Origin of the sequence: Laspinema olomoucense D3b (assembly GCF_025370785.1) — a bacterium.
In the GTDB taxonomy this organism is placed as follows: domain Bacteria; phylum Cyanobacteriota; class Cyanobacteriia; order Cyanobacteriales; family Laspinemataceae; genus Laspinema; species Laspinema olomoucense.
This window is the reverse complement of the sequence record NZ_JAMXFA010000011.1, coordinates 110,794-123,551: the sequence shown is the minus strand read 5'-3', so window position 1 is coordinate 123,551 and position 12,758 is coordinate 110,794. Positions and strand designations below refer to the sequence as shown.

General features: G+C 47.3%; 13 protein-coding genes. 5 read left to right on the top strand and 8 right to left on the bottom strand.

Annotated elements, in window-relative coordinates; translation table 11 throughout:
* The first annotated feature begins 7 nt into the window (after nucleotides 1-7).
* The 3 genes from NG792_RS10495 (at nucleotide 8) to NG792_RS10485 (ending at nucleotide 3,396) form a co-directional block, all read left to right on the top strand.
* The gene (locus NG792_RS10495) at nucleotides 8-529 is read left to right on the top strand and encodes a pyroglutamyl-peptidase I family protein (protein WP_261235400.1); all 522 of its coding nucleotides are present in this window, start codon (nucleotides 8-10) and stop codon (nucleotides 527-529) included.
* Between the two features lie 260 nt (nucleotides 530-789).
* Nucleotides 790-2,223, top strand: a complete 1,434-nt coding sequence (locus tag NG792_RS10490) for a circularly permuted type 2 ATP-grasp protein (protein WP_261201381.1) — start codon at nucleotides 790-792, stop codon at nucleotides 2,221-2,223.
* 153 nt (nucleotides 2,224-2,376) lie between these two features.
* Nucleotides 2,377-3,396: an alpha-E domain-containing protein gene (locus tag NG792_RS10485; RefSeq protein WP_261201380.1), complete on the top strand. Its 1,020-nt coding sequence runs from the start codon at nucleotides 2,377-2,379 to the stop codon at nucleotides 3,394-3,396.
* A gap of 289 nt (nucleotides 3,397-3,685) precedes the next feature.
* Here the strand turns inward: NG792_RS10485 and NG792_RS10480 are convergent, their stop codons facing one another.
* The 7 genes from NG792_RS10480 to NG792_RS10450 all read right to left on the bottom strand — a co-directional run bounded on the left by NG792_RS10480 (nucleotide 3,686) and on the right by NG792_RS10450 (nucleotide 10,442).
* A complete protein-coding gene (locus tag NG792_RS10480) occupies nucleotides 3,686-4,453 on the bottom strand; it encodes a proteasome-type protease (protein ID WP_261201379.1) in 768 nt (255 codons plus the stop codon).
* A 262-nt stretch (nucleotides 4,454-4,715) separates the two neighbouring features.
* A complete protein-coding gene (locus tag NG792_RS10475; protein WP_261201378.1) occupies nucleotides 4,716-6,128 on the bottom strand; it encodes a pentapeptide repeat-containing protein in 1,413 nt (470 codons plus the stop codon).
* Between the two features lie 119 nt (nucleotides 6,129-6,247).
* Nucleotides 6,248-7,348 carry a coiled-coil domain-containing protein gene (locus NG792_RS10470; protein ID WP_261235399.1) on the bottom strand — a complete coding sequence of 367 codons (1,101 nt, stop codon included), beginning with the start codon at nucleotides 7,346-7,348 and terminating at the stop codon, nucleotides 6,248-6,250.
* Nucleotides 7,349-7,613: 265 nt separating this feature from the next.
* A complete protein-coding gene (locus NG792_RS10465) occupies nucleotides 7,614-8,612 on the bottom strand; it encodes a coiled-coil domain-containing protein (RefSeq protein ID WP_261235398.1) in 999 nt (332 codons plus the stop codon).
* 233 nt (nucleotides 8,613-8,845) lie between these two features.
* Complete coding sequence (locus NG792_RS10460) at nucleotides 8,846-9,151, bottom strand: hypothetical protein (protein WP_261235397.1); 306 nt, start codon at nucleotides 9,149-9,151, stop codon at nucleotides 8,846-8,848.
* 150 nt (nucleotides 9,152-9,301) lie between these two features.
* Nucleotides 9,302-9,988, bottom strand: coding sequence for a hypothetical protein (locus tag NG792_RS10455; RefSeq protein ID WP_261198793.1), 687 nt, complete (start codon nucleotides 9,986-9,988; stop codon nucleotides 9,302-9,304).
* A gap of 94 nt (nucleotides 9,989-10,082) precedes the next feature.
* A complete protein-coding gene (locus NG792_RS10450) occupies nucleotides 10,083-10,442 on the bottom strand; it encodes a hypothetical protein (RefSeq protein WP_261235396.1) in 360 nt (119 codons plus the stop codon).
* Nucleotides 10,443-10,709: 267 nt separating this feature from the next.
* On the opposite strand from NG792_RS10450, the gene NG792_RS10445 reads away from it, so the two are divergent.
* Together NG792_RS10445 and NG792_RS10440 are read left to right on the top strand one after the other, a co-directional pair.
* A complete protein-coding gene (locus tag NG792_RS10445; RefSeq protein ID WP_254566804.1) occupies nucleotides 10,710-11,051 on the top strand; it encodes a helix-turn-helix domain-containing protein in 342 nt (113 codons plus the stop codon).
* Nucleotides 11,052-11,053: 2 nt separating this feature from the next.
* Nucleotides 11,054-11,734: an ImmA/IrrE family metallo-endopeptidase gene (locus NG792_RS10440; protein ID WP_261235395.1), complete on the top strand. Its 681-nt coding sequence runs from the start codon at nucleotides 11,054-11,056 to the stop codon at nucleotides 11,732-11,734.
* Between the two features lie 62 nt (nucleotides 11,735-11,796).
* Here NG792_RS10440 and NG792_RS10435 read toward each other — a convergent pair whose 3' ends face one another.
* Nucleotides 11,797-12,738 (bottom strand): peptidoglycan-binding domain-containing protein, encoded by a 942-nt coding sequence (locus NG792_RS10435; RefSeq protein WP_261235394.1) that lies wholly within the window; start codon nucleotides 12,736-12,738, stop codon nucleotides 11,797-11,799.
* Nucleotides 12,739-12,758: the final 20 nt, after the last annotated feature.

Sequence of the window (12,758 nt, the reverse complement as noted above, 5' to 3'; positions counted from 1 at the left end):
CATTGCTATGACTCAAACCATCCTCCTAACCTCGTTTGATATTTGGATGTCCCATCACCAAACAAACTCCTCCGATGAGTTATTGGAGAAAGTGTCCCAGGTGAGTGGGATTCCCCATCATCTGCACTTCCTACGGAAATTACCCGTAGATTTTCAAGAGGCCCCCAAGCAGGCGATCGCCAAAATCAACGAACTGCAACCGGATCTTGTGGTATGTTGCGGCATGGCAGAATCCAGGCAAAAACTCACCGTAGAAAAACAAGCAAGATGTGGCAAAGAGGCGATCGTCACCCCCTTAAATCTTCCTCCACTCATCCAGGATTTAAAACTCACTGAAATCAGCGAAGATGCCGGACAATTCGTCTGCGAAGCCCTCTATTATGCCGTTCTCACTCATCTCCATCCTCACCCCAAAAAAAGGGATGCCCTCTTCGTCCATGTGCCTATCCTAACCCCCACCAATTTTCCACCGATTCTCGACGATTTTCTCCATCTCCTCCATCGTCTAACTCAGTCCAATCCTCAGTGAGTGTCATTCTCCGGTGTTCGTAGTAACGACTTCAGTCGTTATGGTATTGGGTTTAACCCGATACACAAATGTCTGGGTTTGTTGAAAAAGCAAAAGCCCGTTTTAAAATCCCTTAACCCTATATACCCCTAGTCCTGTAGTAGTTTCGAGAACCGATATCCCCGAATCTAAACCGGGCAGGTTCATAAAAATTAATAGTCTGCCCGTATTCTATCTACTCCATTTATCCTAAAGTAGTGGACAGCGTTAGAGAGCAGACTGTGCGATTTGACACATACGATCCAGGCGACTTTTACGATGAACTGTTTATCGAGAAGGGAAACCCTCGCCCCCAGGCGAACCCTTTGATCAACAGAATCAATTCGCTATCAGACGGAGAACTTCTCCAGCGACAACAGGCGGCACAAAGCGCCATGTTTAAGCTGGGGATCACCTTCACAGTTTATGGGGATAGCGAAGGCAACGAGCGGATTTTTCCATTTGACATTATTCCCCGCATTGTACCAGCGAACGAATGGGCCACTCTCAATCGTGGACTGAAACAGCGAATTGAAGCCTTAAATCTATTCCTGGCGGATATTTATGGGGAACAAAAAATCATCAAAGATGGGGTAATTCCCCTCGAATTGGTTCAGTCGGCGAAAGGCTTTCTCAAACCTTGCATCGGGTTAAAACCGCCCAAGGGAATTTGGTGTCACATCACCGGCACCGATTTAGTCCGCGATAAAGATGGGCAGTGGTATGTTTTAGAAGATAATTTGCGATGTCCTTCTGGGGTTTCCTACGTTTTAGAAAACCGCCGGGTGATGAAAAGTACATTCCCGCAAGTTTTTAGAACGATGGATATTCAACCTGTTGATGAATATCCCAGTTATCTGTTAGAGACGTTATTAAATCTTGCGCCGGATAATTTGCCGAATCCCAATGTGGTGGTCATTACCCCGGGGATTTACAATTCCGCGTACTTTGAACATTCGTTTCTAGCCCAGCAAATGGGCGTGGAACTGGTGGAAGGGAAGGATTTAATCGTCGCCGATGGCTACTTACAAATGCGGACGACGAAGGGTCTAAAGCGCGTTGATGTGGTTTATCGTCGCATTGATGATGATTTTATCGACCCTCTAGCATTTCGCCCGGATTCTTTGTTAGGCGTACCCGGATTAATGGAGGTGTATCGATCGGGTCGGTTGGGAATTGCCAATGCTTTGGGAACGGGTGTGGCTGATGATAAGGCAATTTATGCCTTTGTCCCCGAGATGATTCGGTATTATCTGGGAGAAGACCAAATTATTCCCAATGTTCCGACTTATTTATGCGGAAATCCCCAGCATTTAGATCATGTTTTGGCTAATTTGGATAAATTAGTAGTCAAGGCAGCGAATGAATCCGGCGGGTATGGAATGTTAATTGGCACTCAGGCGACGGCAGAACAACGAGAAGACTTTGCCGATCGCATTCGGACCAATCCTCGCAATTATATCGCCCAACCTACCCTCTGTCTGTCTCGGGTTCCCACCTTAATTGATAGTCATATTGAAGGCTGTCACGTCGATTTGAGACCCTATATCCTTTATGGAAAAGATATCTATGTTAACCCCGGTGGATTAACTCGGGTTGCCTTAAAACGAGGGTCTTTAGTGGTCAATTCTTCCCAAGGCGGGGGGAGTAAAGATACTTGGGTCGTGACGGAATAAAAGCTAGGGTTAAGCGTCAGGATTGAGGGGTGAGAGGGAGGGATATTCCTGACAGCCAACCGCTGAACGATTGGAATTTTACCCGGGTCTCTAATCAGGACGGTTTGAGGTTAAGATACTCTCAATTCTCAACTCTAAAATTTAAAAATTCTCATGCTGAGTCGCGTTGCAAATTCAATTTATTGGCTGAATCGCTATGTAGAACGGGCGGAAAATATTGCCCGTTTTATTGATGTCAATCTCAATCTAATTCTGGATTCTCCCACGGGGATGACCCAACAATGGGAACCCTTGGTAAAAATCACTGGGGATGCACCCCTGTTTCAGGAACGATATGGGGAAGTGCTGCCGGAAAATGTGATTCAATTTCTGGCATTTGATCGGGATTATCCGAATTCTATTTTTTCCTGTTTGCAAATGGCGCGGGAGAATGCGCGATCGGTCCGAGAAGTGATTTCTTCGGAAATGTGGGAACAGGTGAATGCCTTTTATATGATGGTGACGGAGGCAGCGCCTAAACAAAATTTAGCCTCTCTCCATGATTTTTTTACCCAGGTTAAGTTGGCAAGTCATCTATTTTCTGGGATTATGGATGCCACAATGACGCATAATGAAGGGTGGCATTTCGGACAAATTGGCCGACTGTTGGAACGTGCGGATAAAACTTCTCGTATTTTGGATGTGAAGTATTATATTTTGCTGCCGTCGGTGCATGATGTGGGAACGACTCTGGATGAAATTCAATGGATGTCGTTATTGCGATCGGCGAGTGCTTATGAGATGTATCGGAAGCGTCAGCATCGGATTAATCCAACTTTAGTGGCGGAGTTTTTGATTTTAGATCGAGATTTTCCCCGCTCAATTCGCTCTTGCTTTGTGAATGCGGAGCGATCGCTGCATGAAATTACCGGCACTCGGGTGGGAACTTGGAGAGACCCCGCAGAACGCGCTTTAGGTCGGTTGCGATCGCAGTTAGAATATCTGACCATTGCCGACATTTTTGAGACGGGTTTACATGAGTTTATTAATACGCTCCAAGAACAACTTAATGGTGTGGGTCAGAGTATTTTTAATGCCTATTTTGCGCTGGAACCGGCAGTAGAGGCAGTAGAGGAAATTAAACCTATTTCTTCAATAATTCAGACTCAAACTCAGAGGGCGATCGGGTCTTGATTGTTTAAAGATAGGGTCATTTGTCATTGGTCATTTGTCCTTGGTTGATGGGGGAGATGGGGTGGATACGGGAGATAGGGAGGATGGGGAAGATAGGGAGGATAGGGAGGATAGGGAGGATAGGGAGGATGGGGAGGAAACGACTTCAGTCGTGACGTTGAACAGGGGATAACAACTTGCTGTCAATCTCCCCTATCTCCCCTATCTCCCGTCTCTCCCCCAACCTCCCCATCTCCCCATCTCCCCTATCTCCCCCCGCTTCCCCATTTCCCCTCTGCTCTAATTCCCTTTAATCAATCAGAATATCTTCTTTAAAATCATCTTCATCATATTCCCATTCCACCTCAGGCATCTCATCAAAGGCTTGTTTAACGTAGATTTCCCATAATTTTCTAATTTTAGCCAGATAGGGATCGCCGAGTCTCAATCTCAAGCGATGGCGGATGGTAAAGGAATCCGTATGATACATGACAATATCAATTGGCGGTCCTACAGATATATTAGATTTCATTGTAGAATCAATGGAGAGTAAGGCACATTTTGCGGCAGCTTCTAATGGGGTATTTGCTGTTAATGTGCGGTCTAGGAGAGGTTTGCCATATTTGGTTTCTCCAATTTGAAGAAAGGGCGTTTCTTTGGTGGCATGAATGAAATTTCCCTGACTGTAAATTAAATACAGATTGGGTTCTTCTCCCATCACTTGACCGCCTAGTAAAATACTGCATTTAAAATCAATGCGATCGCGTTCTAGGAAAGGTCTATCCTGTTCTTGAATCCCTCGGATTTTATTGCCGATATAACGAGCCACTTCTGCCAAACTCGGAAGGGTATGAAGATTGATTTCTTCTTTATGTTTAATGTCTTTCTCTAAGGCAGCGATCGCCCCTTGGGTGATGGATAGGTTTCCTGAAGTACATAACAAAATAGTTCGCTCTCCCGGTACGGAAAAATCAAACAATTTTTGGTAAGTTGAAATATGATCAACTCCGGCATTAGTGCGCGAGTCAGCCGCAATCACTAAACCAAAACGGGTGAGGATACCCAGGCAATATGTCATAAGTGGGCTCTGTTGATGGGTTCTATGGACTCTTTAGATCTTATCGCCGTACTCGCCGTTGTTCGCATCCAATTTTAGAGTTTACAGGGGTCGGGTGAAGCAGGTTATGGTCCTGATACAGTGGGGGGTTAACCCTCTTGGGGGGGATAGCCCCCTGGTAGAAAAGTCACAAATCGCTCAGAATGTATCTTAGACTGAAAGTGTTTGACATCTTTAGAGTAAATCCCTCCATGCATCCCCCGGAGGGATTTTATTTTTAACCCTACTCATAAATACTGCCATCGGGGAGGATTGCGCCATCGAGCTGAGCTTGCGTTTCCCCTTCCCCAAAATTAGCGCCGATGAGATTAGCGTTGGTTAGGTTCGCATGGGTAAGGTTAGCACCTTCTAGCTGGGCACCGGCGAGGTTAGCACCGGCAAGGTTAGCTCCGATTAATTGGGTTTGCTGTAAGTTTGCCTCCGATAGATTGGTTTCGATTAAGGTGGCGCTGTTGAGATTGAGCGCACTTAAATCAAATCCACTCAAGTCTGATCCGCTGAGGTTTGCGCCACTAAGATAAACATTTCTAAACAGGGTATTTCGGAGGTTGACGCCGCGCAAGTCGGCACCGGCTAAATTAGCACCGTCTAAGTCGGCTTCATTCAGGTTGGCACCGCTGAGGTTCGCACCGGCGAGGTTAGCTTCCCTTAAGTCAGCACCGCGTAAGTCGGCTTGACTGAGGTTGGCTTCTTGGAGATCGCCTCCGGCAAAATTGGCTTGGGTGAGGCTACAGCCAATGAGAATGGCTCCTCGTAAGTCGATGTTGGCGGCGGGTTCGCTGCCGATCGCCGGGTTGGGATAGCCGGAATAGGCGATCGCTGCCTCTCCCCGCAGAGTCAGCGCTTGATTAGCTGGAAATGCCTGGGGTGAACCCGTCTCCGGGTCCAGTTTCTGATAGGGATTTCCCCAGGTGGGTAATGGGGTGGGTGAGGCGGCGCTGGTATGGGAAACTGGCGGTGCATCCAGGACTGGAAAATTGCGGTTCGGTTCGCTGTAGGCGGGTACACCCCAGGCATTCGGCACCATTGGCATTTGAGGAGGAACGGGGACGATTTCGCTGCCTTCTCGTCGGGGTTCGAGTTTCTCGATCGCCTCGCCGAGATGGGAAATCTGTTCCGAGAGTTGAGCAATCTCCTCGGGAAGGCGACTGCTGCCTGTGGTTGTGGCTTTTTCTGGCAAGTTCCCTTCCGTGGCGGTGAGGGTATCGCGCAATTCCTCGATGGGAGGTTCCAGATGTTTGCTAATCTGCGATAACGCTGCATCCAATACCATCAACTGTTGCTCTAGGTTGAGGATGGGTGAGATTAATCGCTCGATCTGTTCCTTCTCCGGTTTTTCCAGAAGGTTCTCATTCAGGTGGGAGATTTCTTCGCTGAGTTCCCCCACTCGATTGGCGATCGCAACCTGAAACTCATCTATACTCTGATCCACTTCCGTGATGGCATTGCTGAGTCGTTGCTGCGTCATTAGGTGCAATCGGTGGCGATAGACCAAATTTAACCAGGCGGAGAGAAATAAAACAACTGCTGCATAACTGAGTCTTCCCAGAACCAATGCAGCAACCAAACCCGCAACTGATCCAGCCAGGGAAATATATTCAGCAATTTTAATCCAACCCTCTTTGTCTGGTTGCATGGAGTTTGGTTGCATGGAGCCTCGGTTCTCAACTGTTGATGAGGATTTACCCGTCTGAAATACAGAAAACTAGGGACAATTAATCAATTGCCCCTAGTTAAAATAACACTAAAATTCAATTATTTGCTTTTTGGCAGATTTTTGGCTTGTTCCACGGCAATTTCCCGCAAGGCTTGGAAGGAATTGGCATTGGATGTACCTTCGATCGCCTTGACTGCCAAATCTTGCACCTGTTTGAGTGCCGATTCCAGTTGTTTCGTCAGGGTCTTGATTCGTTCTTCTTGGTTGTTAATGCTCACTTCTAATGCGCTGATTTGCAGTTGGTAGGAGCGTTGCAGTCCTTCTACTTCTTTGCTTCGCAAATCTGAGGCGATTTTGGCTTGATAGTTGCCGATATTCCGTCCACTGTCTTTGCCATTCTTGATCTGGGTTTCCAGTTCCTTCGGATGTGCCTCGACTTTGGCTTTAGCTTCGGCATATTGTTTCTCCCGTTGCGCGATCGCCGTTTCCCGTTCCGTCCATTCTTGTTCTTGGGTTTGGCGGATTTCTGCCAGTTCTTGATACAAGCCTTTTTTAGTTTGCTCGTATTCTTCCTGAGCCAGGTGGCGATCGCGTTCTAAGCTATAGCGGTATTCCTCTGCATCCCGCTGTTGCTGTTTCTGCCTGGTGGTATTACGTTCTTTAATCTCACGTTGATGGGTTTCTTGTTCTTTTTCCCAGGTTTTCTTCAGGGTTTGGATTTGCTGCTCTAAGGTATCCTGGCGATCGGTGATTTCCCCTTGAAAGGTTTTAGCCCGCTCTTGATAGGTTTGGATTAACCCCTCTAATGTCTCCTCGGATACTTCCAAATCATGCAAATTTTGAAGCTCTTCCACCTCTTTATTTACCGACTCTTCCAGTTCATGAAGTTTAGCCGCTTCCGACGTCAATCGTTCAGATAAATCGCTGACTGCACCCCCAAACCCAAATTGCAACAATTGCAAACTTTCAATGGTCTGATTGATTTTCTGTTGGGCATTTGGTGTGTTATTCATAGTGCTTTTTACTTCGGTGGAATTGACTTCTTTAACCGCTGAAATTGTTGTACTTTTCGCCGGAGCTTGTTTTTCTTTCGCCAGTTGCTTGACTTGCGCCTCTAGCCCTGCGTTTTCCTTTTCCAACTCCTCTAAGGCTTCCATAATTTCCGCTTTGGTGCTTTTAGAGGTAATTTTTTTTGTCATCAGACTTCTCCAACAAAATTGAGGGTTTAACTTTTTAAAATCAGCCCGAATTCAACCGAAACCCGTTAATTCCCGCCCTTGCAATTGCTGTATTAGCCTGCGTAGGCAGGCTTTGTCCGTAGAGCCAGACCCTTTCCTAGCGGAACGCTGCGCGAACAGGGTGCTGGGCGAGTTAACGAGGACTAGGATGAACACTGTATTAGCCTGCGGAGGCAGGCTTTGTCCCTATAGCCCCACCATGCATGGGTGCGGGGCGGGTTAACTATTATTTCGAGCTAGAACTCACATTAGATGAGGTTTGAAAAGCTCGCATTGCTAAATCTTGAGCTTGTCGCATTGCCGCTTGTAGCTGGGCATTAATATCGGCAATTTGTTGGGTTTGGCGTTCAATATTGCTGTTGAGAGATTGCAGGGTCAAATCATAACCTTGCTTCGTACCTTCCCACTCTTTCTCAAACAGGTCAGATTTAACCTTGGCTTCGCGTTTGACTTCCGCGATTGCCTCTTCTTTGGCCTTAATATAAGCTTGTTTCAATTCTTCCTCGAATCCAGCAATCTTCTCCTGATTCGCTGCAAATTCGGCTTGATGTTCGGTCAAGTATTTCTCTCGTTCCGCCCAGTTCTTTTGTTTCTCGCGGGCAATCTCTTTTAACTCGCGCTCTTGTTGCCGCTTCCGTTCTTGATATTCATCGGTTTCTAATTCTTGAATTCGCAGCAGTTCATATCCATAATCTGCCGCTTCCTGTTCCCGTTCTTTGGTAACAGATTCATCTTGCTCTTGCACCAAACTGTCAAATTCTTGTTGTTCTTTTTGCCATGTTTTGCGCTTTTGTGCCTGGTCCGTTTCAATGCCTTCTTGTTGTAAAGATGCTTGATGATCCAGCAGGGCTAACTTTTCTTGATGTTCTTGGGTGAGAATGTGAAGCGCATCGGCAACGACTCGAATTTGGCGTAATTCTTCCAGGCGATCGGTTTCAATAGAAATTGCCCGTTTGAGTTCATCCAGTTTAGCAGTTTCTGTGCTCAGTTTTTCCGCCAGTTGGGTGACAATACTCCCAAAATCGAGTTGCAGATCCGCTAATCCTTTGACAATCGTATCAATGGTGTAAGTCGAGGCAACAGCGAGCAGTTCTTTATTTTTCTCCTTTTCCGCTTCCTCCTCTTTCGTGGCGACTTTGGAGGCAGTCCCTTGGCGACGGGCTAGGAGTTGTTGAAATTGGGCTAAAATTTGAGCTTTACTGTCTTTAACCGGCGTTTGCGACATAATTTTTCCTCCAATTTAGGATAGTTTAGATGCGGAACGGTTAACCATCATCACCCGACGGGGGTTAAAAACCCCGCCTCATAGCTTGCCTTCGGTTAAAAACCGACTAAAAACATCACTCTATACTATAAGATTTTCAGTCGGTTTCAACCGACTTGATTCGGTTAGACGGGGGTTTTAACCCCCGTGGGTTGTTGATATTAGGGTTGGAACCTCAGTCGGTTGTTTCCCCTTTACTCTAGCTGGCGGTTGGAGAGAAGCTGGAAAATGGCGTTACAGCGATCGCATCGGTTGCCTTGCCAGCAAAAACACTCATCCACAACCTGTAAAAGCATCGCTCTCATTTGGCGATTTTGCTTTAATAAGGCAGCATAATTTTGCTGAACTGAGGTGACAACTAGATGCAAATGTTGAAAATCTTCACTGAGGAGTTGTAAGTCATTTAAGGTATCCGTCCGAATCTCCTCAATGGTGGTGAGATTTCCTTTCAACTGATTTTCCCAGACTGACTCACGGGTGAGTTTGGCAACTTTTTTCATGAATTTATCTAAAACCCAGTGAAGGGAGAGATGCGTGGATCATCTCTCCGTTGTTTTATCCGACTCAAGAGACTTCTTGCAAAAGTCTCTTAAGCCCCCCTTAATAAGGGGGTTTGGGGGGATCTATCCTGTATTTTGCAAGAGGTAGAATTAACCCGTAACTAGAGCAGGTTCCCGCATGAATTCATGAGGAACTGCCGCAGGTAATGCCATCTCTCCAGAAGCGGGACCATCCAAATGTGCCGCCATCAAACAAGCAATTTCAGCCGGAGGCAGATTATCCAAACAAACCATTTCGCGGGTTCCTTCCAAATCAATCATCCGACTCAGATTTTGGGGGTCAGACAAGACGATCGCCGCTTGTTCCACCATCTCCCAATTAGACCGCTCAATCCAGTCCCATTTTAGGCTATAATAATTAATCGGTTTAATCACCCCATTTTCATCAGGCTTTTGTCCCGAATGCTTGATAAAATCGGGAACAAAAACCCCTTCTGCCGGTTCAACTCCTCGCGCCTGAACCGATGCCACTAAACGATTAAAATCACTGAGACTGCGGCCCTTGACATAAGTAACCATCACCACATCATGGGGCAGTTCTCCTCCTTCCGCCACAAACCAAATTTGTCCCCATAAGGTGTTTTTGGTCTGACCGAGACTGCCGAAAAATTTGCTAAACTTGAGGATAGTCATGGCTAATTTAGACCCATATTCCTCATCCCCAATCGTCCATTTTCCCGCCTGACAATTGTTTTTCGCAGAGATGGGTAACTCGGGAACAACAATGGCATTTTCTGGCTTGGTTCCAAATACGGAAATTGTCGCTTTTTTAGACATGGTTTCTACTCCTGTAGGGTTGTGTAAAGCTGCTGAATTCTCTGTTTTATCTTTAGCCATTTTGAGTAACCTATCCCCCATGAATTGCACGGGATTACCGAATCACTGGACGAGGGGTAACTGGGGCAGAATTTGGATATTTGTAACCCACTTCTTCTCCGGGTCGGGACTCAGTTTTAGCCGCCTCTGGGTTGGGATATCGTTCCACCCAAGGGTTGCCACTACTCCCCCGAACCGACTCCGAGGAGGAGACGCCTTGGGTACTTTGCAAAACCGCCAGCAGATTTTGTAACAGTTCGATGTGGGCTGGGGTAAAATGGATGGTGAAGCCCGAACCATCTCGGGCATAACCCGGACAGATGAGGGAGGCGGCACCTTGGTCATCATGTTTGGCAATATAAAGCCAGTCCCCGTCTTCGAGCTTATAGTGAGTATCAGTCCAGGTTTTGAGCATCGTTCCTCTCCTGTCTTGTTGGTGTGGCACCCTCCCTTATGGCGCTGTGGATTGGCCCAAACCCTTCTGTTACCTGACCCGGGGGTGTACTAGGTCTAGCGTGTCCCCGGAAAAAGCTGGGAACTGCTACTCCACCCCTAGCGCCTGTTATGTTGAATCATTATTCAACTAAACCTAGTTTAACGCGCCTTGATTTTTTCGTCAACCCAAAAGTTGATTTTTTTTTCAAAGTCACCTACAATGCAGATGTAGTGGGAATTTAAAGACGTGGAACAGAGTTTTGGTAAACTAATTCGTCAAGCACGCAAGGACAAGGGATATAGTCAACGGGAGCTGGCCAAGCTTCTGGATGTCGATTTCACCTACTTGTCCAAGCTGGAAAACGATCGCGCAGACTATGCACCCAAAGAGGAAGTGATTCGGTCTTTGGCGCGGAATCTGGATCTGGATGAGGAGGAGTCTATCGTCCTCGCCGGTCGTCTTCCGCAACGGTACGAGGATTTTCTCAAGCAAAACTATAAAGCGATGCCTGCATTGCTGCGGCGGATGCGAGAAAATCCTGATTTTGCAGAGAAGGTGTTTCAGCAGGTGGCAAGCGAGGGGGAATAACCTTGAGTATTTTTAAGCCGTATCGCTATTATCGCAAAGAAGCGATTGAGTATCAGGCAAATAATGTACTCAGGCGGATGGCACAGCGAGGGGAGCAGTTTGCTCCTTCCTGGCCGTTTGATGTGACTTTGGTCGCGGATTTTTTCGACCTTGGGGTGATTTGGGAACGGATTCCACCGGATGAACAAGGGGCGATCGCGGCGAGGATTCTCCCCTTGCAGCGCTGTATCGAGATCAATGAAGAGATTCTCGATAAACCCCAGGGATTCCAGGAATCCACCCTGGCGCATGAAATCGGCCATTGGGTGCTACATATTAATCATGAGGCGATGGGGGAAACCAGCGATCGCCTGATTACAGACCTCACCCTAGTAGCAGATGAACCATTTGTCTGCCGGGGAAGTCGGGAAGTGAGCAGTCCCCTGACTCATGCCTCGGTGTTGGAGTCTATGGAGTGGCAGGCACAGTATTTTGCGGGTTGCCTGCTGATGCCGAGACGGATTTTAGAAGAGAAACGCCAAGGACGGGATTTAACCTATTGGTCTCACTTATACGAAATGCGAGAGGAATTGGGGGTGAGTATCTCTAATTTGGTGAATCGCCTCCAGGATTTAGAGTGGATTTATCTGGATAAGAAAACTCGCAAGCGGGAAATCTATCCGGGAAAGGCACTGGTGTCTTAAATGAGATTCAGAGTGAAAAGCGATCGCACTTTCCCCAGGTTGGAGGCGATCGCTTTTTGGTCTTAATACAAAGAAACCAAGATACTTTGTAGGGTTTCAGGACCGGCAATCCCATCAGCATGGATACGGCGATCGCGTTGGAATTCCATCACCGCTTCTTGGGTGAGTTGACCGTAATAGCCGGTGATCGGTGCTGTATAGTATCCTAAGTTCCTTAAATTTTCTTGAAGAGAAACTACCGTAGAACCCTGAGACCCCCGACGCAGAGTCTCCTCAAAAAGGACAACGGGTTCCGCTGTTTTTGCGAGTTTTAACCGGGTTTTGGGACCGGCAACGCCATCGATGGGGATATGGTAATCCTGTTGTAAGTGCATCACTGCATCTTGAGTTAATGCACCATAGTAGCCGGTAACGGGACCTTCAAAATAACCGGCAGCGATTAATTCCTGCTGTAATTGCACCACCTGTGCCCCGCGATCGCCCCGTCGAAGCGCCCCCCTGCCGTTATCATAGGTTGGGCGATCGCCAGTGCTCGGATTAGCATTGGGATTCGGCGAAGAGGGTCGAGGTTGCTGGGGCCTTTGCCCTTGATAACAGCCGATTTGAGCAATTGTTGAGGCATTGATCGCACCATCACCAACCCCAGCACTTTCCAGTTCCCATTTTAAGACCGCTTGTTCTGTCATGGGTCCATAAAAACCGGAAACGGGTCCGTGAAAATAACCCGTTGCCTTCAGCATCTGCTGAACACAAGTGACGAAGGGTCCACTATCTCCGCGTCCCAGTCCGTTTCGGGGAATCCCCGGGGACGCGAGTGCCCCCTCCATGAGACTGACTAGAGAGAGACTGAGGGCGATCGCCAACCTGTAGCGGTATCCCGAACCCGATAAACTTTGCCCGTTGACCCTCTCCCCTGAGTTCATGAGTCCCGCTTCCGGAGAATCTAACCCTTCCAGGAGTGATTCGAGGGCCAAAACCGTCTGTAAATAGGCTAAATTTTCCATGATAGTTATTCAGGTTAATA